At 71.3% G+C, this 22,352-nt stretch carries 21 protein-coding genes and 1 pseudogene; 17 read left to right on the plus strand and 5 right to left on the minus strand.

The window, feature by feature from the left end; all coding sequences use genetic code 11:
- Nucleotides 1–45: 45 nt before the first annotated feature.
- From ACWGJ5_RS16320 to ACWGJ5_RS16360, 9 genes are all read left to right on the plus strand, one after another.
- Complete coding sequence (locus ACWGJ5_RS16320; protein ID WP_453310389.1) at nt 46–2,112, plus strand: tetratricopeptide repeat protein; 2,067 nt, start codon at nt 46–48, stop codon at nt 2,110–2,112.
- Between the two features lie 146 nt (nt 2,113–2,258).
- A complete protein-coding gene (gene ald / locus ACWGJ5_RS16325) occupies nt 2,259–3,374 on the plus strand; it encodes an alanine dehydrogenase (protein WP_453310602.1) in 1,116 nt (371 codons plus the stop codon).
- Between the two features lie 379 nt (nt 3,375–3,753).
- Entirely contained in the window at nt 3,754–4,887 is a 1,134-nt protein-coding gene (locus ACWGJ5_RS16330) for a ParA family protein (protein WP_453310390.1), read from the plus strand.
- Nucleotides 4,872–5,429, plus strand: a complete 558-nt coding sequence (locus ACWGJ5_RS16335) for a hypothetical protein (RefSeq protein ID WP_453310391.1) — start codon at nt 4,872–4,874, stop codon at nt 5,427–5,429. Before ACWGJ5_RS16330 ends, ACWGJ5_RS16335 begins: the two co-directional genes overlap by 16 nt.
- Nucleotides 5,430–5,855: 426 nt before the next feature.
- Complete coding sequence (locus ACWGJ5_RS16340; protein ID WP_453310392.1) at nt 5,856–6,830, plus strand: segregation and condensation protein A; 975 nt, start codon at nt 5,856–5,858, stop codon at nt 6,828–6,830.
- On the plus strand, nt 6,827–7,474 hold the full coding sequence (gene scpB, locus ACWGJ5_RS16345; protein WP_453310393.1) for an SMC-Scp complex subunit ScpB: 648 nt from the start codon (nt 6,827–6,829) through the stop codon (nt 7,472–7,474). Before ACWGJ5_RS16340 ends, scpB begins: the two co-directional genes overlap by 4 nt.
- Nucleotides 7,475–7,487: 13 nt before the next feature.
- Complete coding sequence (locus ACWGJ5_RS16350) at nt 7,488–8,552, plus strand: pseudouridine synthase (RefSeq protein ID WP_453310394.1); 1,065 nt, start codon at nt 7,488–7,490, stop codon at nt 8,550–8,552.
- A 66-nt stretch (nt 8,553–8,618) separates the two neighbouring features.
- Nucleotides 8,619–9,626, plus strand: a complete 1,008-nt coding sequence (locus ACWGJ5_RS16355; RefSeq protein WP_453310395.1) for an ADP-ribosylglycohydrolase family protein — start codon at nt 8,619–8,621, stop codon at nt 9,624–9,626.
- Between the two features lie 4 nt (nt 9,627–9,630).
- Entirely contained in the window at nt 9,631–10,380 is a 750-nt protein-coding gene (locus tag ACWGJ5_RS16360) for a nucleotidyltransferase domain-containing protein (protein WP_453310396.1), read from the plus strand.
- 321 nt (nt 10,381–10,701) lie between these two features.
- Here the strand turns inward: ACWGJ5_RS16360 and ACWGJ5_RS16365 are convergent, their stop codons facing one another.
- Both ACWGJ5_RS16365 and ACWGJ5_RS16370 read right to left on the minus strand, forming a co-directional pair.
- On the minus strand, nt 10,702–11,415 hold the full coding sequence (locus tag ACWGJ5_RS16365) for a nucleotidyltransferase domain-containing protein (protein WP_453310397.1): 714 nt from the start codon (nt 11,413–11,415) through the stop codon (nt 10,702–10,704).
- Between the two features lie 22 nt (nt 11,416–11,437).
- Entirely contained in the window at nt 11,438–11,824 is a 387-nt protein-coding gene (locus ACWGJ5_RS16370; RefSeq protein WP_453310398.1) for a Rieske (2Fe-2S) protein, read from the minus strand.
- Between the two features lie 145 nt (nt 11,825–11,969).
- On the opposite strand from ACWGJ5_RS16370, the gene aroH reads away from it, so the two are divergent.
- The 5 genes from aroH to der all read left to right on the plus strand — a co-directional run bounded on the left by aroH (nt 11,970) and on the right by der (nt 16,455).
- Entirely contained in the window at nt 11,970–12,332 is a 363-nt protein-coding gene (aroH, locus tag ACWGJ5_RS16375) for a chorismate mutase (protein ID WP_228618434.1), read from the plus strand.
- Nucleotides 12,329–13,414 carry a prephenate dehydrogenase gene (locus tag ACWGJ5_RS16380; protein WP_453310399.1) on the plus strand — a complete coding sequence of 362 codons (1,086 nt, stop codon included), beginning with the start codon at nt 12,329–12,331 and terminating at the stop codon, nt 13,412–13,414. The genes aroH and ACWGJ5_RS16380 overlap by 4 nt, the downstream gene beginning before the upstream one ends.
- 103 nt (nt 13,415–13,517) lie before the next feature.
- Entirely contained in the window at nt 13,518–14,213 is a 696-nt protein-coding gene (gene cmk, locus ACWGJ5_RS16385; RefSeq protein WP_453310400.1) for a (d)CMP kinase, read from the plus strand.
- Nucleotides 14,171–14,893, plus strand: coding sequence for a lysophospholipid acyltransferase family protein (locus tag ACWGJ5_RS16390; RefSeq protein WP_453310401.1), 723 nt, complete (start codon nt 14,171–14,173; stop codon nt 14,891–14,893). The genes cmk and ACWGJ5_RS16390 overlap by 43 nt, the downstream gene beginning before the upstream one ends.
- Nucleotides 14,894–14,970: 77 nt before the next feature.
- The gene (gene der, locus ACWGJ5_RS16395) at nt 14,971–16,455 is read left to right on the plus strand and encodes a ribosome biogenesis GTPase Der (protein WP_453310402.1); all 1,485 of its coding nucleotides are present in this window, start codon (nt 14,971–14,973) and stop codon (nt 16,453–16,455) included.
- A gap of 62 nt (nt 16,456–16,517) precedes the next feature.
- On the opposite strand, the gene ACWGJ5_RS16400 is transcribed toward der, so the two are convergent.
- Nucleotides 16,518–16,931 carry a hypothetical protein gene (locus ACWGJ5_RS16400; RefSeq protein WP_453310403.1) on the minus strand — a complete coding sequence of 138 codons (414 nt, stop codon included), beginning with the start codon at nt 16,929–16,931 and terminating at the stop codon, nt 16,518–16,520.
- A 103-nt stretch (nt 16,932–17,034) separates the two neighbouring features.
- Nucleotides 17,035–17,820 carry a hypothetical protein gene (locus ACWGJ5_RS16405; protein WP_453310404.1) on the minus strand — a complete coding sequence of 262 codons (786 nt, stop codon included), beginning with the start codon at nt 17,818–17,820 and terminating at the stop codon, nt 17,035–17,037.
- Between the two features lie 539 nt (nt 17,821–18,359).
- On the opposite strand from ACWGJ5_RS16405, the gene ACWGJ5_RS16410 reads away from it, so the two are divergent.
- Nucleotides 18,360–19,022: a transglycosylase family protein gene (locus ACWGJ5_RS16410; RefSeq protein ID WP_453310405.1), complete on the plus strand. Its 663-nt coding sequence runs from the start codon at nt 18,360–18,362 to the stop codon at nt 19,020–19,022.
- Nucleotides 19,023–19,099: 77 nt separating this feature from the next.
- A complete protein-coding gene (locus ACWGJ5_RS16415; protein ID WP_453310406.1) occupies nt 19,100–20,149 on the plus strand; it encodes a helix-turn-helix transcriptional regulator in 1,050 nt (349 codons plus the stop codon).
- Here ACWGJ5_RS16415 and ctaD read toward each other — a convergent pair.
- A pseudogene (gene ctaD, locus ACWGJ5_RS16420) lies at nt 20,037–21,722 on the minus strand (aa3-type cytochrome oxidase subunit I); the annotation flags it as partial. The gene ACWGJ5_RS16415 and the pseudogene ctaD overlap by 113 nt on opposite strands.
- A 411-nt stretch (nt 21,723–22,133) precedes the next feature.
- On the opposite strand from ctaD, the gene ACWGJ5_RS16425 reads away from it, so the two are divergent.
- On the plus strand, nt 22,134–22,349 hold the full coding sequence (locus ACWGJ5_RS16425; protein WP_453310407.1) for an I78 family peptidase inhibitor: 216 nt from the start codon (nt 22,134–22,136) through the stop codon (nt 22,347–22,349).
- The last annotated feature ends 3 nt before the right edge of the window (nt 22,350–22,352 follow it).

Below are 22,352 nucleotides of genomic sequence, written 5' to 3' on the forward strand. Positions count from 1 at the left end.
AAGATCCGGCGGGCTTGCGCGTGCGGTGGGACGGGAGTGTGGCCCGTGACGGATCAGGTGGTGCACCCAGGCGGCGTGCGACTGTCGGCGCACGAGGGCACACAAGACCATTTCCTGGGCCGTACAAGGGAGTTGAAGGAGCTGCGCGCCGACATCGAGCGCGCCGGCCTGGACACCCTCTCCGGCCGCAAGGCGCCACGCGCGCGCGTGCTGCTGATCGCGGGCCGCCCCGGCTCCGGCCGGACCGCGCTGGCCGAGGAACTCGTACGACAGGTCGAAGGCCGTTACCCGGACGGGGTGCTGCGGGCCCGGCTCAGCGAGCCCGACGGCACCCCCGTCCCCATCGGGCACGCCGCCCGCGAACTGCTCGCCGCGCTGGAGCTGCCCGCCCCGGCAGGCGCCGCCGAGGACGACCTCACCCAGGCGCTGCGCACCGCCCTCGCCGACCGGCGCGCCCTGCTGCTCCTGGACGACGCGGCCGGCGCCGAGCAGGTCGACGCGCTGCTCCCGGAGGCCCCGGACTGCCTGGTGGTGGCCGTCTCCTCGGGCCCGCTCACCGGCATCGCGGACGTCCGCCCCTGCACGCTCGGCGGCCTGGACACCAAGTCGGCGGTGGAACTCCTCACCCGCTACACCGGCACCGTCCGCATCACGGTCGACCCGCGCTCCGCCGAGAGCCTGGTGGAGGCCTGCCAGGGCTATCCCGCCGCGCTCGTCCTGGCGGGCGGCTGGCTCGCCGCCCGCCCCAAGGCCGCCGTCTCCGACCTCGCCAAACGGCTGCACACGGCCGCCGAGGACGGCCCGGACGGCACCTCGCTGGCCCGCGTCTTCCGGCACGTCCACAGCGAGCTGCCCGGCCCGGCCGCCCGGATGCTGCCGCTGTTCTCCCTCGCCCCGGCCGGCCTGATCGACCCCCACACCGCCTCATCCCTCGCCGGCTGCTCGGTGAGCGCCGCCCGCGCCATCCTGGACGACCTCGTCGCCCTCAGCCTGCTGCGCGCGGTGGACTCCCCGCTGCCCCAGTACGACGTCCCCGGCTGCCTGCACCCGCTGCTGCGCGCCTACGCCCACACCCAGGAGCGCCCCGCGGAGCTGCAACTGGCCCGGGCCCGGATGCTGGAGCGGACCGTACGGCTGCTGCAGGCCTGCCGGGCGATCACCGAGACGGACAGTCCGCAGGCCCGGGAGAAGCTGAACGCGATGCCCCACGAGGTGCGCTTCCCCACCCCGCGGGCGGCCGCCGACTGGCTGCGCATCCGGCGCCCCGCCCTGCTGGCGTCCGCACGTCTGGCAGTGGCCGACGGCGAGCTGGACACCCTCGCCCGGCGGCTGATGTCCCAGCTGGTCAGGGCCATGGTGGCGCACGTCGGCACGCAGTCCGCCGCCCACGACCTGTACGAGGTGCACAGCCTGGTCCTCGACGTCGCCGAGCGGCGCGGGCTGCCCCGTGAGCAGGCCGCGGCCCTGCTGAACCTCGGCGACGTGGACGCGCAGACCGGCCGTACGCAGGATGCGCTGGCACGATATCGGTCGGCCTTGGACGCCGGACGCAGAGCAAATGACCCGTACGCCATCGGTCGCGCAATGGAATCCGTAGGTGGCGCCTACCAGGAGCTCGCGGATCACGACCGGGCCGCGGACTGGTTCGGCCGGGCCCTCGCCGAGCGGCTGGCCCGCGGCGAGCGCGATCAGGCCGCCCGGCTGTACGGCCGGATCGCCACCGCCCACACCTACGCGGGCCGCTACGGCGAGGCCCTCAGGAACTGGCGGGCCGCCGTCGCCGGCTACCGCAGGAGCGGCGATGTCGCCGCCCATGCGCGGGCGTTGAGCGAGCTGGCCCGGGTCCAGGAGTACGCGGGAAGGTTCGAGGAGTCCCTGCGTACCTGCCACGAGGCGGTGGAGTGGGCGCGGCGCGCCGACGACGTCCGGTTGCAGGCCGCGCTGCAGCTCCGGCTCGCCGACACGCTGGAGCACCTGGGTGACCCGACCGCGGCCCGTCTGCACCGCGCGGCGGCCGGGCGCATGCTGGACCAGGAGGCCCCGAACGACGAGACAAGCCCCAAACAGGACGTTGAGGCCTGCGAAATCCGTAGTGCATCCAGTGAAGATTGATGCAATGAAAGGCTAGACACGCGGAACACCTTCATTAAACTGGCTCTGCCGCACGTTCTCCTGCGGTGTCTCCCGGTATGCCCCCGCATGTCTGGGTACGTCTTTAAAGCACCCCCATACCCTCTGAGCCAAGGACCGTGATCTACGTGAAGGTCGGCATCCCCCGCGAGGTCAAGAACAACGAGTTCCGGGTGGCCATCACCCCCGCCGGTGTGCACGAGCTGGTGCGCAACGGGCACCAGGTCGTCATCGAGCGGGGCGCCGGCCTCGGCTCCTCGATCACGGACGAGGAGTACGTCTCCGCCGGTGCCGCGATCCTCGACACCGCCGACGAGGTGTGGGCCACCGCCGACCTGCTGCTGAAGGTCAAGGAGCCCATCGCGGAGGAGTACCACCGTCTCCGCAAGGACCAGATCCTCTTCACCTACCTGCACCTGGCCGCCTCCAAGGAGTGCACGGACGCGCTCATCGAGTCCGGCACCACGGCCATCGCCTACGAGACCGTCGAGCTGCCGAACCGCGCGCTGCCGCTGCTCGCCCCGATGTCCGAGGTCGCGGGCCGTCTCGCCCCGCAGGTCGGCGCCTACCACCTGATGCGCGCGGCCGGCGGCCGTGGCGTGCTGCCGGGCGGCGTCCCGGGCGTGACCCCGGCCAAGTGCGTCGTCATCGGCGGCGGCGTCTCCGGCTGGAACGCCACCCAGGTCGCCGTGGGCATGGGCTTCGACGTGACCCTGCTCGACCGCGACATCAACAAGCTGCGCGAGGCCGACAAGATCTTCGGTACGAAGGTCAAGGCGATCATGTCCAACTCCTTCGAGCTGGAGAAGGCCGTTCTCGACGCCGACCTCGTCATCGGCGCGGTCCTCATCCCGGGCGCCAAGGCCCCGAAGCTGGTCACCAACGAGCTGGTGGCCCGCATGAAGCCCGGAAGTGTCCTTGTCGACATCGCGATCGACCAGGGCGGCTGCTTCGAGGACTCCCACCCGACCACGCACGCCGAGCCGACCTTCCAGGTGCACAACTCGGTCTTCTACTGCGTCGCCAACATGCCCGGCGCGGTGCCCAACACCTCCACCAACGCCCTCACCAACGCGACGCTTCCCTACATCGTCTCCCTCGCCAACAACGGCTGGGCCGAGGCGCTGCGCCGCGACGCCGCGCTCGCCAAGGGTCTCAACACCCATGAGGGCAAGGTCGTTTACAAGGAGGTCGCCGAGGCCCACGGCCTGGAGCACGTGGAGCTGGAGACCCTGCTCGGCTGATGTAAAAGGCGATTCGTCAACACGACTCGTCAACAGCACGCACCCGGCCGGACCTTGCCCGACAAGGTCCGGCCGGATGTGTGTATGGTCACTTGGCGACTCTTGGTCAACTCGCCTCGAACGCAACCCTTCGACCGATTCGTACACCGGTGAAACCTGCTGTGCGACGGCCGTACGCCCTTGACAGCGAGATGTTTCATTGCCGACACATCCTGCCGGGTCCGGCGGATTGTGTTGCTGCGGACCGCCGACACGCCATAGAGTCGCCAACCGTCGGCATGGTGCCACGCTGACCTTGTCTAGAAGTTTCCTGGTCACCAAGGAGGTAAGACGACTTGTGAATGAGTCGACATTTTCTCCCGGGGGTGGTCAACCAGGAATGCCGATCCGGGGCCAGGGCCCCGCGGGATTCGAGGCTGTCGGCTCCGTAGCTGTGCGCACCTTCGCAGCCCACCAGAGTTCCGGTCCGCAGGTGGCCGGGACAGCACACCAGAGCATGGATGGCCATCACGTGAACGCCATGGCCGGCGACGGAAGTGGCGCGCCCCACAACCACTTCGCCGACTACGACGAACTGCCCGAGGGGCACTTCTACGACCCCGACGCCGAGTACGAGCCCGATCCGGAGTACGCGGCCACGCTCGCGCCCGACGCGGCCCGCCAGCGCCGCGAGCGCGTCGGCCCGACCGGACGCCCGCTGCCGTACTTCCCGATCCCGGGCCCGCTGACCGACCACGGCCCCGCGAAGATCATCGCGATGTGCAACCAGAAGGGCGGCGTGGGCAAGACGACGTCGACCATCAACCTGGGTGCCGCGCTCGCGGAGTACGGCCGGCGGGTGCTGCTCGTGGACTTCGACCCGCAGGGCGCGCTGTCGGTGGGACTCGGCGTCAACCCCATGGAACTCGACCTGACGGTCTACAACCTGCTCATGGAGCGGGGCATGTCCGCGGACGAGGTCCTGCTGAAGACGGCGGTCCCCAACATGGACCTGCTGCCCTCCAACATCGACCTGTCGGCCGCCGAGGTCCAGCTGGTCTCCGAGGTCGCCCGCGAGTCGACGCTGCAGCGGGCCCTGAAGCCGCTGCTGTCCGACTACGACTACATCGTGATCGACTGCCAGCCCTCGCTCGGCCTGCTCACCGTCAACGCCCTGACGGCCGCTCACAAGGTGATCGTGCCGCTGGAGTGCGAGTTCTTCGCCCTGCGCGGTGTGGCCCTGCTGACCGAGACCATCGAGAAGGTCCAGGAGCGGCTCAACCCCGAGCTCGAACTGGACGGCATCCTCGCCACGATGTACGACTCGCGCACGGTCCACAGCCGTGAGGTCCTGGCCCGTGTGGTCGAGGCGTTCGACGACCACGTCTACCACACGGTCATCGGCCGCACGGTCCGCTTCCCGGAGACCACGGTCGCCGGTGAGCCGATCACCACTTACGCCTCCAACTCCGTCGGTGCCGCCGCCTATCGCCAGCTCGCCAGGGAGGTGCTCGCCCGGTGTCACGCCGAGTGAGTCTGCCCGGGGCCGACGAACTCTTCCGTACGACAGGGGGGATGGCGCTTCAGCCGTCGACTCCTCGGCGCGCGGCGGGTGGTGAGGCCCGGGTGCCGGCTCCCGCGGGGGAGAGCGACGACGTGGCCGCCGCCGAGGACGCACCGCAGTCGGTGCCGGTCCAGGGCGGCGACGGCGAGGGCGCAGAGCATGTCGCGGCGGAGGCCGAGCAGGACGGGGCCGGCGAGTCCCGCACCCGCCCGGCGCGTCGGCAGGCGGCGCAGGAAGGTTCTGGCGCACCCTCCGCCGCGGCGCCGCGGAAGCGGGGACGGTCTGCGTCGCGGCGGCCCAGCGGCCGCGAGCGGCACGACGAGAAGATCACGGTGTATGTGTCGGCCGAGGAGCTGATGGACCTCGAACACGCCCGTCTGGTGCTCCGCGGCGAGCACGGACTGGCGGTCGACCGCGGGCGCATCGTCCGCGAGGCGGTGGCCGTGGTCCTGGCCGACCTGGAGTCCCGCGGGGACGCGAGCATCCTCGTACGCCGGCTGCGGGGGCGGTAGGGGTAGCCTGCGGGGGCTATGACCTCGAACGACGTTCCCCTCCCCGGCACCGGCGCCGGCCGTCGGCGTGCGCTGGGGCGGGGTCCAGGGGTTCCGACGGCGGCGCCGGAGACCGAGCCGGCGCGGGCCGATGGGCACGGCGGCCTGCCGGCAGAGGCACCCGGAGCCTCCCCACCCGAGGAACCGGCGTCCGCGCCGCCCGAAGAACCGACAACCGCCGAACCGGAAGCGCCGGCCGTCGCCGAGCGCGAAGCTCCCGCAGTCGCCGAGCCCGAAGCTCCTGTAGCTGCCGACTCCGAAGGGTCCGCGCCCGCTGGGCCGGAGGCGTTGGTGGCCGCCGGGCGTGAAGCCCTAGTAGCCGCCGGGCCGGAAGCTTTCGCAGTCGCCGAGCCAGAGGCTCCCGCAGTGGGCGAGCCGGGAGGGCCCGTGGCTGCCGACTCCGAAGGGTCCGCACCAGCCGGGCCGGAGGCGCTGGTGGCCGCCGGGCGTGAAGCCTTCGCAGTCGCCGGGCCGGAAGCGTCCGTGTTCGCCGGTGCCGGGGTGGCCGCAGTTGGTGAAGCCGGGGAGAGCGCGGAGCCCCAGGGGGCCGCCGACGGGGTCTTCAAGGTGCGGCTCGCCAACTTCGAGGGGCCCTTCGATCTGCTCCTCCAGCTGATCTCCCGGCACAAGCTGGACGTCACCGAGGTCGCCCTCTCCAAGGTCACCGACGAGTTCATGGCGCACATCCGGGCCATGGGACCCGACTGGGACCTGGATCAGACCACGGAGTTCCTCGTCGTCGCGGCCACGCTGCTCGACCTGAAGGCGGCCCGGCTGCTGCCCGCCGCCGAGGTCGAGGACGAGGCCGACCTGGCGCTGCTGGAGGCGCGGGACCTGCTGTTCGCGCGGCTGCTGCAGTACCGCGCCTACAAACAGATCGCGGACATCTTCAACCAGCGGCTCGATGACGAGGCCCGCCGCTGGCCCCGTACCGTCGGCCTGGAACCGCACCACGCCGAGCTGCTGCCCGAGGTCGTCATCAGCATCGGCCCCGAGGGTTTCGCCAGGCTCGCGGTCAAGGCGATGCAGCCCAGGCCCAAGCCGCAGGTCTACGTCGACCACATCCACGCCCCGCTGGTCAGCGTGCAGGAACAGGCCGGAATCGTGGTCGCACGGCTGAAGGAGCTGGGCGAGGCCAGCTTCCGCGCGCTGGTGGAGGACACCGACGACACCCTCACCGTCGTGGCCCGGTTCCTCGCCCTGCTGGAGCTGTACCGCGAGAAGGCCGTCGCCCTGGAGCAGGAGACCGCGCTCGGCGAGCTGCTCGTGCGCTGGACCGGCGGGGACACCGACACCGCACCGATGGTCACCGACGAGTTCGACCGGCCGCCCGAGCAGCCCAAGGAGGAGAAGAAGGCATGAGCGAGACCACAGAGCTCCCCCCGGGGCTGCGCGGCGCCGCCGACCTCGACCTCAAGCCCGCCCTGGAGGCGATGCTCATGGTCGTGGACGAGCCCGCGACCGAGGAGCACCTGGCCAAGCTGCTGGAACGGCCGAAACGGCGGGTCGCGGACGCGCTGCGGGAGCTGGCCGACGAGTACACCGTGCAGGGCCGCGGCTTCGAGCTGCGGTACGTCGCGGGCGGCTGGCGTTTCTACACCCGGGCCGAGTACGCGCCCGCCGTCGAGCGGCTGGTCCTGGACGGCCAGACCGCCCGGCTCACCCAGGCCGCGCTGGAGACCCTCGCGGTCGTCGCCTACCGCCAGCCGGTCAGCCGCAGCCGCGTCTCCGCCGTACGCGGAGTCAACTGCGACGGTGTGATGCGTACCCTCCTGCAACGGGGTCTGGTCGAGGAGGCGGGCACGGAACCCGAAACAGGTGCGATCCTGTACAGGACGACGAACTACTTCCTGGAGCGGATGGGCCTGCGCGGCCTGGACGAGCTTCCGGAGCTCGCGCCCTTCCTCCCGGAGGCGGAGGCGATCGAGGCCGAGACCCAGGAAGGGGTGCCGTCGTTCGACCCGGACGCGCCCGACGCGCCCGGTGCTCAGGACGCAGACGACTAAGACGGAAACCTTGATGCGAAGCAGCGGCAGCGGCAGGAACAGCGGCGGGCGCGGTAACTACCGCGGCGCCGGCAACAACCGGGACGAGCGGCAGGGGCAGGGCCGTCCCCGCAAGCCCCGCCCCGAGGAGCGCCGCTACGACGTGGGCCCCGGCGCCTCCCAGGAGGGCCCCAAGTCCGGGCGCGGCGGCACCGCGCGCGGCGGCGCCAAGGGCGGCCCGAAGAAGCCCCAGCAGTCCGGCCGTACGGCCCCCGCGCGCTCGCGTGAGTACGAGACGCGCGTCGAGGAGCGCAACCGGGAGCGCTACGCCGGCAAGAAGGACGTCAAGCTCCCCAAGACCTTCCCGGGTGCCGAGCAGGAGGGCGAGCGGCTGCAGAAGGTCCTCGCGCGCGCCGGCTACGGCTCGCGCCGGGCCTGCGAGGAGCTGATCGAGCAGGCGCGGGTGGAGGTCAACGGCGAGATCGTCCTGGAGCAGGGCCGCCGGGTCGACCCGGAGAAGGACGAGGTCAAGGTCGACGGCCTGACCGTCGCGACGCAGTCGTACCAGTTCTTCTCGCTGAACAAGCCGGCGGGCGTGGTGTCCACCATGGAGGACCCGGAGGGGCGGCAGTGCCTCGGGGACTACGTCACCAACCGCGAGACCCGGCTGTTCCACGTGGGCCGGCTGGACACCGAGACCGAGGGCGTCATCCTGCTCACCAACCACGGTGAGCTGGCGCACCGCCTGACCCACCCCAAGTACGGCGTGAAGAAGACCTACCTCGCGGCGATCGTCGGCCCGATCCCGCGCGACCTGGGCAAGCGCCTGAAGGACGGCATCCAGCTGGAGGACGGCTACGCGCGCGCGGACCACTTCCGGGTCGTGGAGCAGACCGGCAAGAACTACCTGGTCGAGGTGACCCTGCACGAGGGCCGCAAGCACATCGTGCGGCGCATGCTCGCGGAGGCCGGCTTCCCGGTCGAGAAGCTGGTCCGTACCGCCTTCGGGCCGATCACCCTCGGCGACCAGAAGTCGGGCTGGCTGCGGCGCCTGTCGAACACGGAGGTCGGGATGCTGATGAAGGAAGTCGACCTCTAAAACGCCTTGCCGCGATCACCATCCGCCTTTATTGTCAGAGTGACGATAAAGGGGGATGGTGATCCTATGTCCAAGCGCGCCGCCACCGGGGCACTCCTGGGCCTCGCCCTCGGGGACGCCCTCGGCTTCCCGACCGAGTTCAACGACGTACCGTCGATCCTCGCCAAGTGCGGGCCCTGGCGGGAGATGGAGCTGCCGCGGCGCGCCTTCGTCTCCGACGACACCCAGATGACCCTCGCCGTCGGACGCGGGCTCAGGACGGCCATGGACCGCGGGTACCTCGCGCCGAAGCGGCTGGAGCGGCCGCTGCGCGAGGAGTTCGTGGACTGGTACCACTCCCCGGACAACAACCGCGCCCCCGGCCGCACCTGCCTGACCGCGTGCGCCCTGCTGAAGGAGGAGGGCCGGGCCTGGCAGGACGCCAGCCAGGTCGGTTCCAAGGGCTGCGGTGCCAACATGCGGGTCGCCCCCGTCGGCCTCGCCCCAGGCCTCGGCGACGAACAGCGCGCCGGCGCCGCCCAGTTGCAGTCCGCGCTCACCCACGGCCATCCGACCGCACTCGCCGCCTCGGACCTGACCGCCCGCGCGGTCCACCTGCTCGCCCGGGGCACCGACCCGACGGGCCTGGTCGGCCAACTGCGCTCGTACGCCCTCGACCACCGCACGCACTACGACCACACCTGGCTCGGCGACCTGTGGACCCGCTCGCAGGACCCCAGCCCCGAGCACTTCATCGCGCGTGGCTGGGACGAGTGCCTCGCCGTCCTCGACCGGCTCCAGCAGGCCGTGCGGACCGTCTCCCCGGAGACCGACCCGTGTCTGGCCACCGGCGCGGGCTGGATCGCCGAGGAGGCCCTCGCCACCGGGCTGCTGTGCTTCCTGCTCTTCCCCGACGAGCCCGTCACCGCCCTGCGCCGGGCCGCCTGCTCCTCCGGCGACTCCGACTCCATCGCCTGCCTCACCGGCGCGTTCGCGGGTGCCTGGCTGGGCGAACAGGCCTGGCCGGCCGACTGGGCGGAGCGGATCGAGTACCGGGGCGATCTGTCGGCCCTGGGAGCACTCTGGGACGCTTAGGCCCATGATCGACGACCTCGACATCGACCTGAAGCCCGTGGTCGCGGAACAGCCCGACCCCCTGCTGTTCGCGACCGTCTCCGGAGCCCATCTGTACGGTTTCCCCTCGCAGGACTCGGACGTGGACCTGCGGGGCGTCCATCTGCTCCCGGCGGCCGACCTCGTCGGGCTGCGCGAGCCGGAGGAGACCCGCTCCCGGGCCTGGGTGCGCTACGGCGTCGAACTGGACCTCGTCACCCACGATCTGCGCAAGTTCGTACGGCTGATGCTGCGCCGCAACGGCTATGTGCTCGAGCAGCTGCTCTCGCCGCTGGTCGTGCACACCGGGGACGCGCACCGGGAGCTCGCCGCGCTCGCCCCCGGCGTCCTCACCAGCCACCACGCCCACCACTACCGGGGGTTCGCAGTGACCCAGTGGCGGCTGTTCGAGAAGACGGGCGAACTCAAGCCGCTGCTCTACACGTTCCGGGTGCTGCTCACCGGCATCCACCTCATGCGCAGCGGGGAGGTCCGGGCGCACCTGCCCACGCTCCTGGAGCAGCTCGACGCCCCCGGCTATCTGCCCGAGCTGATAGCCGCCAAGGCGGAGCGGGAGCACGGCAGCGCCACCGTCCCGCACGCGCGTGTGGAGGCCGACGTGGAACGGCTGCACGCCGAGCTCGACGAGGCCCGGTCCACCTCGTCCCTCCCGGACACGCCGACCGTGTACGACGCCCTGCACGACTTCGTGGTCCGGGTCCGCCTGGCGGGCTGAGCGGGGCGAGTCAGGAGCGTGGCCCTGTGGCCGACAGGTCCGCGGGGCCGCTGTGACGAGGGAGTGCGTGCGGGCGAATGGGGCGTGAGCAGACACGCCCGCCGGACCGGCAGCGGTCAGGAGACGCCACCCACCGGAACGGGACGGCGGCGCCGCACCTCGCACGCCCGGGCCCAGCGGGCCCGCCGGAACCGCACGCGAGCGACACCTTCGGCCCGCTCGCGCCGCATGCAGGAATCAACCACCAGCCGCCGCGACCAGGCACAGGCGGCATCGCGAGTCAGCCCGGACCGCGCCGGACGTGGTGGCCGGGGGCTGCGGTTACCGCAGGTCCGGTGCCGTGGCGGCGAGTGCGTCGTACGCCGAGGCCCGGCGGGTTCGGTGGAGGAAGTCGGCCACCCGTGCCTCGTCCGGGTCGGGCGGGAGCGGGGTGTGGTGCAGGGCCTGTTCCGTCTCCGTCCCCAGCCGGGCCATCCACCTCTCGACCTCGGCCCAGGGGACCTCGCCCCGCTTCACCGCGAGCAGCGGATCCCGCTGGTCGCCGACGTCGATCCGCAGTTCGCCGGTGCGCAGCAGGTCACGGGCGCTCGTCAGCAGGCGCAGCAGGTGCATGGCGTGCTTCCACCGCGGGACGCCGCGGGTGCGGACGTCGGCGTCGAGCTTCCTGCGCTGGCCGAGGGCGTAGCGGGTGAAGGTGTCGTAGGCCCGGCGGGAGAGGAAGGCCCCGCGCAGGGACAGCAGCTCCCGGCCGGTGTCGTCCACCTGCTCCACCAGCGGGGAGTGCAGGCACTCCAGGATGTTCGGGTTGCCGCGCAGCGCCAGCTCGCAGAACCGCTCCAGCTCCCAGGAGAACTGCTCCTCGCCCGGCCCCTCCACGTGCATCGGCGGTTTCTCGAACCGCCAGAACAAGGGGGTGGGGGCGAGGAACACACCCCGCCGGTCGGTGTCGCTCGTGTCCGTCGCCAGACCGAAGGCCCGCGAACCCATGACACAGGCGTAGACGGTGTGGTCGCGTACCAGGGTCTCGGGCTGCATGCCCGGAGCGTACGCCGACCCCTCACGTCAGTTTGATCGAATTTCCCTGCACCTTGATCGACTTCGCCGGAAGCGGCCTTTTCGCAGGCCCGTGCGCCACCGAGCCGTCGGCGATGTGGAACTTGCTGCCGTGACAGGGGCAGTCGATCGTGCCGTTCGCGACCTTGCTCACCGTGCAGCCCAGGTGCGTGCAGATCGCCGAGAAGGCCTTGAAGTCGCCCTTCTTCGGCTGGGTGACGACGACCTTCTTGTCCTTGAAGATCTTGCCGCCGCCCTCCGGGATGTCCTTGGTGCTGCCCAGATCTCCGCCACTGGCTCCGTCGGCGTTGCCGCCACATGCCGCGACCGGTGCGACGACCGCCGCCGCGCCCGTCGCCAGAACCGTGCGCCGCGTCGCGCCCTCGGTCATGCCAGCCTCCGTACAGAAGTCGAAATCGGTAGGTACCTGATGATTCGCATCGTCTCAGCGATCGGGCGCCGTGCGCTCCCTCCGCGCTGGCTGACTACGCTGGACGGACCAAGAACAGATCCGCATGTCAGCAGGGAGCAGCGCCGTGGCGGTACGAGCGGTCCGGGGGGCCGTCCAACTGGAGCGGGACGAGGCCGGGCACATGGACGAGCAGGTCGGAGCCCTGCTCACCGCGGTCCTGGAGCGGAACGGACTGACCGCCGACGACCTGATCAGCATCTGGTTCACGGCCACCCCCGACCTGCACAGCGACTTCCCGGCCGCCGCCGCCCGCAAGATCGGCATCGTCGACGTGCCGCTGATCTGCGCCCAGGAACTGGACATCGAGGGCGCGATGCCCCGGGTCGTACGGCTGCTCGCGCACATCGAGTCGGACAGGCACCGCTCCGAGATCAACCACGTCTACCTCGGCGCCGCGGCCGCCCTGCGCAAGGACATCGCCCAGTGAGAACCGCACTCGTCATCGGCACCGGCCTCATCGGCACCTCCGCCGCCCTGGCCCTCGTCCAGCGCGGCGTCACCGTCCACCTCGCCGACCACGACCCCGAGCAGGCCCGTACGGCCGCCGCGCTGGGCGCCGGCACCGACGAGGCCCCCGGGGGCCCGGTCGACCTGGTGATCGTGGCGGCCCCGCCCGCCCATGTGGCCGGCGTCCTCGCCGACGCCATGCGCCGGGGTGTGGCCCGCGGCTATGTCGACGTGGCCAGCGTCAAGGGCGGACCGCGCCGTGAGCTTCAGGCGCTCGGCCTGGACCTGTCGGCGTACATCGGCACGCACCCCATGTCCGGCCGGGAGAAGTCCGGCCCGCTGGCCGCGACGGCCGACCTCTTCGAGGGCCGCCCCTGGGTGCTCACCCCGACCCGGGACACCGACACCGAGGTGCTCAACCTCGCCCTGGAGCTGGTCTCGCACTGCCGGGCCGTACCGGTCGTCATGGACGCCGACGCCCACGACCGCGCCGTCGCCCTCGTCTCCCACATGCCCCACCTGGTGTCCAGCATGGTCGCCGCGCGCCTGGAGAACGCCGAGGAGGCCGCCGTACGGCTGTGTGGGCAGGGCATCCGGGACGTGACCCGGATCGCCGCCTCCGACCCGCGGATGTGGATCGACATCCTCTCCGCGAACCCGGGACCGGTCGCCGACCTGCTCTCCGACGTCGCCGCCGACCTGGGCGAGACCGTCGAGGCGCTGCGCGCCCTGCAGTCCTCCGACGAGGCCAAGCGGCGCGAGGGCACCGCCGGCATCGAGGACGTGCTGCGCCGCGGGAACGCCGGTCAGGTGCGGGTGCCCGGCAAGCACGGGTCCGCCCCACGGGTCTACGAGACCGTCGTCGTCCTCATCGACGACCAGCCCGGCCAGCTCGCCCGGATCTTCGCCGATGCGGGCCGGGCGGGGGTCAACATCGAGGACGTCCGCATCGAGCACGCGACGGGGCAGCAGGCCGGCCTGGTCCAGCTGAGCGTGGAGCCCAGGACGGCGCCGGTGCTGACGGAGGCGCTGCGGGAGCGGGGCTGGGCGCTGCGGCAGTAAAGGCGGCCGCACGCGTCCGGACGAGTGACCCGCACCCAGTAACCTTGTGCAGGGCGCTCTTGCCCCCGCACCCGCCCACACCGCACCAGGAAGGTGTCCCTCCGTGGAAAACGGCGCCGCCCCGACCGCCAAGCCCGTGATCGTCGCGATCGACGGCCCCTCCGGCACGGGCAAGTCGAGCACGTCGAAGGCCGTCGCCGCGCAGCTCGGCCTGAGCTACCTGGACACCGGCGCCCAGTACCGGGCGATCACCTGGTGGATGGTGAACAACGGCATCGACCTTGAGGACCCGACCGCCATCGCGGCTGTCACGGGCAAGCCGGAGATCGTCTCCGGCACCGACCCGGCCGCCCCGGCCATCACGGTCGACGGCGTCGACGTGGCCGGCCCGATCCGCACCCAGGAGGTCACCTCCAAGGTCAGCGCGGTCAGCGCGGTGCCCGAGGTGCGCTCCCGGATCACCGAGCTGCAGCGCTCGATCGCCGCCGGCGCCGAGAACGGCATCGTGGTCGAGGGCCGCGACATCGGTACGACCGTCCTCCCGGACGCCGACCTGAAGATCTTCCTCACCGCCTCCTCGGAGGCCCGCGCGGCCCGCCGCAGCGGCGAGCTGAAGGGCGCCGACATCCACGCCACCCGCGAGGCCCTGATCAAGCGGGACGCGGCCGACTCCTCCCGGAAGGCCTCGCCGCTCGCCAAGGCCGGCGACGCGGTCGAGGTGGACACCACCGAGCTGACCCTCGCCCAGGTCATCGAGTGCGTCGTCACCCTGGTCGAGGAGAAGCGGGCCGGGAAGTGAGCCTTCCCGCAGCTCCTTCGGAGAAGCTGCCCTCGCGGCGGGGCGCCGAGGTCGGGCGGCGCATCGGCGTGGGCCTGATGCACGGGCTGTTCAGGCCGCGCGTGCTCGGCGCCTGGAAGGTGCCCGCGAGCGGCCCGGTGATCTTCGCCGTGAACCACTCGCACAACGTCGACGGCCCGATGGTCATGGGCGTGGCACCCCGGCCGACGCACTTCCTGATCAAGAAGGAGGCGTTCGTCGGCCCGCTGGACCCCTTCCTGACCGGCATCGGCCAGGTGAAGGTGGACCGCGCCGCCGCCGACCGCACCGCGATCACCCGGGCCCTCGGGGTCCTGGAGGCCGGCGGAGTGCTGGGCATCTTCCCGGAGGGCACCCGGGGCGAGGGCGACTTCGCGTCGCTGCGCGCCGGGCTCGCCTACTTCGCCGTACGCAGCGGGGCGCCGATCGTCCCCATCGCCGTACTGGGAAGCTCCGAGAAACGGGGACGGTTGATAAAGGCGCTGCCCCCGTTGCGTTCCCGCATCGACGTCGTCTTCGGCGAGCCCTTCGACGCGGGCGACGGAAGCGGCCGGCGTACGCGCAGGGCGCTGGACGAGGCGACCGAGCGCATCCAGAAGCAGCTCACCAGCCACCTGGAAAACGCCAGGCGCCTCACCGGGCGCCAGGCGACACTTGAGTAGTGGATCAGCCCACCGGGGTGCATCCCGTCAGGGCCTGTTCCACCGATCACCACAATGAACGACGAGGTACGGACTACATGAACGACGACATCCAGCCCGGCGACTCGGCTGAGCACGAGTACGACCACGGGGCTCTCGGCGACGCCGAGTACGCGGAGTTCATGGAGCTCGCCGCGGAAGAGGGCTTCGACATCGAGGACGTCGAGGGCGCCATCGAGGCGGCGGGCCACGGTCCGCTGCCCGTGCTCGCCGTCGTCGGCCGCCCCAATGTCGGCAAGTCGACCCTGGTGAACCGGATCATCGGCCGCCGTGAGGCGGTCGTCGAGGACAAGCCGGGCGTCACCCGCGACCGCGTCACCTACGAGGCCGAATGGGCCGGCCGCCGCTTCAAGGTCGTCGACACCGGCGGCTGGGAGCAGGACGTCCTCGGCATCGACGCCTCCGTGGCCGCCCAGGCCGAGTACGCGATCGAGGCGGCCGACGCGGTCGTCTTCGTCGTGGACGCCAAGGTCGGCGCGACCGACACCGACGAGGCGGTCGTACGGCTGCTGCGCAAGGCCGGCAAGCCGGTCGTGCTGTGCGCCAACAAGGTCGACGGCCCGAGCGGCGAGGCCGACGCGGCCTATCTGTGGAGCCTCGGCCTCGGCGAACCGCACCCCGTCTCGGCGCTGCACGGCCGTGGCACCGGCGACATGCTGGACGCCGTGCTCGAGGTGCTGCCGGCCGCGCCGCGCCAGACCTTCGGCGGGGGCGGCATCGGCGGCCCGCGCCGGATCGCCCTCATCGGCCGGCCGAACGTCGGCAAGTCCTCCCTGCTGAACAAGGTGGCGGGCGAGGAGCGCGTCGTCGTCAACGAACTGGCGGGCACCACCCGCGACCCGGTCGACGAGCTGATCGAACTGGGCGGCGTGACCTGGAAGTTCGTCGACACGGCGGGCATCCGCAAGCGCGTCCACCTCCAGCAGGGCGCCGACTACTACGCCTCCCTGCGCACGGCGGCGGCCGTGGAGAAGGCGGAGGTCGCCGTCATCCTGATCGACGCCTCCGAGAACATCTCCGTGCAGGACCAGCGGATCGTCACCATGGCCGTCGAGGCGGGCCGCGCGGTCGTCATCGCCTACAACAAGTGGGACACCCTCGACGAGGAGCGCCGCTACTACCTGGAGCGGGAGATCGAGACCGAGCTGGGCCAGGTCGCCTGGGCCCCGCGCGTGAACGTCTCGGCGCGCACCGGCCGCCACATGGAGAAGCTGGTCCCGGCCATCGAGACCGCGCTGGCCGGCTGGGAGACCCGCGTCCCCACCGGGCGCCTGAACGCCTTCCTCGGCGAGCTGGTCTCCGCCCACCCGCACCCGATCCGGGGCGGCAAGCAGCCGCGCATCCTGTTCGGCACCCAGGCCGGCACCAAGCCCCCGCGCTTCGTCCTCTTCGCCTCCGGCTTCATCGAGGCGGGCTACCGGCGCTTCATCGAGCGCCGCCTGCGCGAGGAGTTCGGCTTCGAGGGCACCCCGATCCACATCTCCGTGCGGGTGCGCGAGAAGCGCGGGGCGAAGAAGAAGTAACGGCGGTACGACGTCAAGGGCGGCCCCTGGAGATCCAGGTGCCGCCCTTCACCGTGCGCGGGTCACACGCCCCGGCGCGGCCCTGGAGGCAGCGCCGCCGGAACATGCTGCATCCCGGTGTCCTGCTGCCGCCCGAGGCCGCCGACCCGCTGCCACTGCGACTGCTGCCGCGCGCTGTAGGCCCCGGCGCTGTAGGCGCTGTACGAGCTGCTGAACGACCCCGGCCGGTGGCCGCCGTACGGGCCGGTGGCATAGGTGCCCGTACGGTCCTGCAGGAGACCGAAGGGACTGAACCTCAGCCCCTCCTCCCCGCTGCGGTCACCGGGCAACGTGCGGAAGGTCTTGACCCACTCCGCGTAGAGCATGTCGTAGATCGGCGTCGCCGAGGCGCTCCCGACCCCGTCCTGCGTCGTCCGAGCGGACGGAACGGAGCCGAAGGCGGACCGGCGTGGGGGAGGAATGTCGTATGCGTGCACGTGTGTCCAAACGACCGGGGCGTCAAAGAGATGCGGTTGTGCAACCCCCTGGGGGGTGCCGGGGCGCCGGCGACGCGCAACCCTCGTCCCTCGGGCGGGATGATCAGGTACCCGCGAGCGGAAGCGCCGCCGCGACCAGCTTCCCGCTGGCCGCGGCCTTGTCGAGGGACTCCCGCAGCAGATCCTCCCGCGGCTGCCGCCCGATCGACCCCACCGGCGCCGCGAACAGCAGAACCTGCTGGTGCTTGTTCGCGGCGGCCCGCCAGCTGTCCGTGACCTGCAGCGGCTGATGCGCCTGCCACCAGGCGACCGGCTGCCCGCCGTGCGCCGAGGGCTGCAGCACCGCGTGCAGCCGGCCCACGGCCAGCAGGACCGACCAGCCGTGCAGCACCGGCGGCACGGACGCCAGCTCCGTCAGCGGCATGAACCCCTGTTCGATGAGGAGCGGGAGGAAGTCGTCGCCGGCGCCGGTGGAGCCCGGGCGCACGATCGGCGAGGTGGGCTCGACGACGAGCGCGGGGTGCAGTTCGCCCTCGATCAGGACGAGCCCGCTGGTCACGCCGAGCACCGCCTGCTCGGGCGCGGCCTGTCGCGGCTCGCCCGGGGCGGCGCCGACGCCGCCGATGGACCGGACGGCACCCTGCAGCTGCTCCTCGGTGACCTGTACGACCTGCGAGGGCAGGCAGCTGGCGTGGGCGAAGGCGAGGACGGCGGTCTCGTCGCCGACGAACAGAACGGTGCTGGTGCGCTCCTGCTCGGAGTCGCCCGGGGTGCGGCAGGACGTGCAGTCGTAACTGCCCGGGGCGTTCTCTCCGGCGAGCAGCCGGTCGGCTTCTTCGTCGCCGATCTCGGCGCGTACGGCGTCACTGACGTCGAGCATGCGCGGCACGATGGCTCCCTCGGGATGCGTGCTGGGGTCGGCCGGGTGGCTCCCGGCCGCTGAGTTCCGGGGTCCCGGGCTCATGAAGAAGACAACGGACGTCCTGTGGTGGGAGTCACGCCCCGGGTGCGACCGGTTCGAACCAACCAGCGCATACGGTCACCGCCGGTCCGGAATGTGCTACTCACGGTCAACTCGTGGCCGCCTCAAGGAACTTGACGGGGTGAAGTGAATCACAGATCGCTCCTGCCGTTGGTCGACAAATCCGGAAATCAGAGAATGTAGTGGGTGGCCGAAAATCGCCGATACCCGCGGTAACCGGCAACTGGCCTGGAATGACAAGGAGTTGGTTGATTCCGACCGCTCGTCCTCCCTACATTCCTCCGCCGTGTGCAACGAGCACCGCTCGGGTACGTCCGACACCCGGCACCGGCACAGCACCACCGCCGGCACCGGTCACGCGGACGGGGCGGGCACGAGCAACCGCGCTCCTGCGCGGCGAGCCGTGCTCCGCCCGGGGGAACCCGGGTTCGTGGAGAGGGAATTACATGTCCGAGTGTGCCGATACCACCCGCAACACCGCCCGTCCCGACGGCGCCCGCAAGGGCCGTACCACGGCCGCGCTGGCCGGGGCCGCGCTGCTGGCCCCGCTGGGACTGCTGGCCGCCACCGGCAACGCCGTCGCGGCGGACAACGGAGTGTGGGACCGCATCGCCCAGTGCGAGAGCGGCGGCAACTGGCACATCAACACCGGCAACGGCTACTACGGCGGGCTCCAGTTCTCCGCCGGCACCTGGCGCGCGTACGGCGGCACCGCCTACGCCCCGACGGCCGACCAGGCCTCCAGGGAAGCGCAGATCGCCGTCGCCACCAAGGTCCAGCAGGCCCAGGGCTGGGGCGCCTGGCCGGTCTGCTCGGGCCGCGCGGGAGCCTCCGGCGCCGCCCCGGCGTCCGCGACCACCGGTACGAGCGTCGACAAGGGCAGCGTGACGACGAAGTCCGCCCCGGCGAAGGCACCGCAACGTCCGGCCGGCCACACCAACCGCAGCGAGTCCCGCGGCACGGGTGACTACACCGTCCGCGAGGGCGACACCCTGAGCGCCATCGCCGAGCGGCACGGCACCACCTGGCAGCGGATCTACGCCGGCAACAAGAAGGTCATCGGCGACGACCCGAACCTGATCGTGCCCGGCCAGCGCCTCGCGCTCTGAGCACCGGGCACCCGCGCAGAACAGCCGCTGTCCGTCGAGGACAGCGGCTGTCCGCGGTCCCTGACAGACTCGGCCCCATGTTGGAGACCTCGGCACGTCTGCTGCGGCTGCTCTCGCTGCTCCAGGCCCACCGCGAGTGGTCCGGCGCCGAACTCGCCGACCGGCTCGGCGTCACGACGCGCACGGTCCGCCGGGACGTGGACCGGCTGCGCGAGCTCGGCTACCCGGTCAACGCCAGCCCCGGCACCGGCGGCGGCTACCAGCTGGGCGCGGGCGCCGCACTCCCGCCGCTGCTGCTGGACGACGACGAGGCCGTGGCCGTCGCCGTCGGCCTGCGCACCGCCGCCGGGCAGGGCATCGAGGGCATCGGCGAGACCTCCGTACGGGCCCTCGCCAAGCTGGAACAGGTGCTGCCGGGCCGGCTGCGCCGCCGGGTGAGCGCCCTGGGCGCCTTCACCGTGCCGATGCTGCGCGGCGGCCCGCCGGCCGCGGACGTCGACCCGGCGCTCCTCACCGAACTGGCCAACCTGTGCCGGGACGCCGAGCGGCTGCGCTTCGCGTACCGCACGCACGACGGCGCGGACAGCCGCCGTACCGTCGAGCCCCACCGGCTGGTGTGCACCGAGCGGCGCTGGTACCTGGTCGCCTGGGACGTCGACCGGGCGGACTGGCGCACCTTCCGCGTCGACCGCATCACCCCCACACCACCGCACGGGCCCCGCTTCACCCCGCGCGAGCCGCCCGCGGAGGACCTGGCCGCCTACGTCTCGAAGGGCGTCTCCACGCGCGCGTACGCCACGCATTCCGCGGTACGGCTGCTGGTGCCGCTGCACGAGGCCGCCGAGCGGATCTCGCCGTCGGCCGGGACGCTGGAGGCCGACGGGGAGGACGCCTGCGTCCTGCGCAGCGGGGCGCCGAACCTTGAGGTGATGGTCATTCACATCATGATGACCGGCTTCACGTTCGAGGTGATCGAGCCCGCCGGGCTGACCGAGGAGATCAGGAGGATCCGGGACCGGCTCGATGCGGCGCTGGCGCGGACCGCGGCACCTGCTCCTTCGCCGCGTACTCCGGGTGATGCAGGTCGAACGCCGGGGACTCCGAGCGGATCCGGGGCAGCGCGTTGAAGTTGTGCCGGGGCGGCGGGCAGGAGGTCGCCCACTCCAGGGAGCGGCCGTAGCCCCAGGGGTCGTCGGTCTCGACCTTCTGGCCGTACCTGGCGGTCTTCCAGACGTTGTAGAGGAACGGCAGCGTCGAAAGGCCCAGCAGGAACGCGCCGATCGACGAGATGGTGTTGAGCGCAGTGAAGCCGTCGGCCGCCAGATAGTCGGCGTACCGGCGCGGCATGCCCTCGGCGCCCAGCCAGTGCTGCACCAGGAACGTGGTGTGGAAGCCGACGAACAAGGTCCAGAACTGGATCTTCCCCAGCCGCTCGTCCAGCATCTTCCCGGTGAACTTCGGCCACCAGAAGTAGAAGCCGCCGAAGACCGCGAAGACGACCGTGCCGAACACGACGTAGTGGAAGTGCGCGACGACGAAGTACGAGTCCGTGACGTGGAAGTCCAGCGGCGGGGACGCCAGGATCACCCCGGTCAGGCCGCCGAACAGGAAGGTCACCAGGAAGCCCGTCGCCCACAGCATCGGCGTCTCGAAGGACAGCGAGCCGCCCAGCATCGTGCCGGTCCAGTTGAAGAACTTCACGCCCGTCGGCACCGCGATCAGGAACGACATGAAGGAGAAGAACGGCAGCAACACCGCACCCGTGGCGAACATGTGGTGAGCCCACACCACGACCGACAGCCCGGTGATCGCCGTCGTCGCGGCGACCAGCGTCAGATACCCGAAGATCGGCTTACGGCTGAACACCGGGATGATCTCCGTGATGATCCCGAAGAACGGCAGCGCGATGATGTACACCTCGGGATGCCCGAAGAACCAGAACAGGTGCTGCCACAGCAGCGCCCCGCCGTTCGCCGCCTCGAACACCTGCGAGCCGAACCGCCGGTCCGCCTCCAGCACCAGCAGCGCCGCCGCCAGCACCGGGAACGCCAGAAGGATCAGGATCGACGTGAACAGTGTGTTCCAGGTGAAGATCGGCATCCGGAACATCGTCATGCCCGGCGCGCGCATCCCGACGATCGTGGTGACGAAGTTGACCGCGCCCAGGATCGTCCCGAAGCCGGACAGCGCCAGCCCCATGATCCACAGATCCGGACCGACGCCGGGGGAGTGCAGTGAGCCGTTGAGCGGCGCGTAGGCGAACCAGCCGAAGGCCGCGGGCCCGTCCGGGGTGAACAGTGAGCCGAGCACGATCAGCCCGCCGAAGGCGAACAGCCAGTACGACAGCATGTTCAGCCGCGGGAACGCCACGTCCGGCGCGCCTATCTGCAACGGCATCAGCTCGTTGGCGAAGCCCGCGAAGCTCGGGGTCGCGAAGAGCAGCAGCATGATCGTGCCGTGCAGCGTGAACAGCTGGTTGTACTCCTCGTCGCTCATGATCTGCAGTCCCGGCCGGGCCAGTTCGGCACGCATCAGCAGCGCCATGACACCGCCGGCCAGGAAGAAGCCGAACGCAGTGATCAGGTACAGATGCCCGATCTTCTTGTGGTCGGTGGTGGTGAGCCAGTCGACCACCACCCGGCCGGCCCGGTCCCTGCCGCGCACCGGCCCTGCCGTCGCCCCCGCGGTCTCCGTCCCCATCGCTTCGCCGCCTCTTCGCATCGTCGCGCCCGGGCCCGCCGCGGCACGCCTACCCGCAGACCGGCGCCATGATGCTCGCGGGGTCATCCGCTCCGACAGGGGGCGTACGGCGTTGATGTGCTGAATCCGTGAATATTCCCATGCGGCGTCAGATGCCCTGGCATCACTGCCGGATTGCGCGGGTAATCACATACATGGACCCGTCCGGATCCCGGGAGTGGAACTCTCCGCCGGGTAATTCGACGGGCTGCTCAGAGGGCGCGTCAATTCTGTTCGATTATCCCGGCGGCTCTTCCCGAAACGCCCGTACGTGTGACCAGGTTCGAGGGAAACGCGGCCGTACAGCTGTGACAGAAGTGTGACGGTAGCCGGATACGGCTCTTACCTTGCACTGCGCGGTAGCGTGGCGGCATGCCACCGATTCCCACTCCGCCAGCGGAGCCCCAGGACAGTCCGGACGGGTACGTCGGCCTCGACGCCGAGCACGCCGAGCGGCTCGCTCGGGACCGGGGATGGCCGACGGTACGGTCGCTGCCGCCGGGTGCGATCATCACCATGGAGTACCGGGCGGGCCGGCTGAACTTCGAGGTGCGGGACGGCGTGGTGGCCCGTGCCTGGAAGGGCTGAGGG

The sequence above is a fragment of the Streptomyces sp. NPDC054783 genome, from assembly GCF_053611725.1.

Bases quoted from the DNA above. Each gene is read 5' to 3' on its own strand.
- scpB (WP_453310393.1), top strand. From the start codon at position 6,827: ATGAGCGAGACCACAGAGCTCCCCCCGGGGCTGCGCGGCGCCGCCGAC.
- ACWGJ5_RS16410 (WP_453310405.1), top strand. From the start codon at position 18,360: ATGTCCGAGTGTGCCGATACCACCCGCAACACCGCCCGTCCCGACGGC.
- ACWGJ5_RS16415 (WP_453310406.1), top strand. From the start codon at position 19,100: ATGTTGGAGACCTCGGCACGTCTGCTGCGGCTGCTCTCGCTGCTCCAG.
- der (WP_453310402.1), top strand. From the start codon at position 14,971: ATGAACGACGACATCCAGCCCGGCGACTCGGCTGAGCACGAGTACGAC.
- ACWGJ5_RS16355 (WP_453310395.1), top strand. From the start codon at position 8,619: ATGTCCAAGCGCGCCGCCACCGGGGCACTCCTGGGCCTCGCCCTCGGG.
- ACWGJ5_RS16330 (WP_453310390.1), top strand. From the start codon at position 3,754: ATGCCGATCCGGGGCCAGGGCCCCGCGGGATTCGAGGCTGTCGGCTCC.
- ACWGJ5_RS16365 (WP_453310397.1), bottom strand. From the start codon at position 11,415: ATGCAGCCCGAGACCCTGGTACGCGACCACACCGTCTACGCCTGTGTC.
- ACWGJ5_RS16350 (WP_453310394.1), top strand. From the start codon at position 7,488: ATGCGAAGCAGCGGCAGCGGCAGGAACAGCGGCGGGCGCGGTAACTAC.
- ACWGJ5_RS16425 (WP_453310407.1), top strand. From the start codon at position 22,134: ATGCCACCGATTCCCACTCCGCCAGCGGAGCCCCAGGACAGTCCGGAC.
- ACWGJ5_RS16360 (WP_453310396.1), top strand. From the start codon at position 9,631: ATGATCGACGACCTCGACATCGACCTGAAGCCCGTGGTCGCGGAACAG.
- ACWGJ5_RS16370 (WP_453310398.1), bottom strand. From the start codon at position 11,824: ATGACCGAGGGCGCGACGCGGCGCACGGTTCTGGCGACGGGCGCGGCG.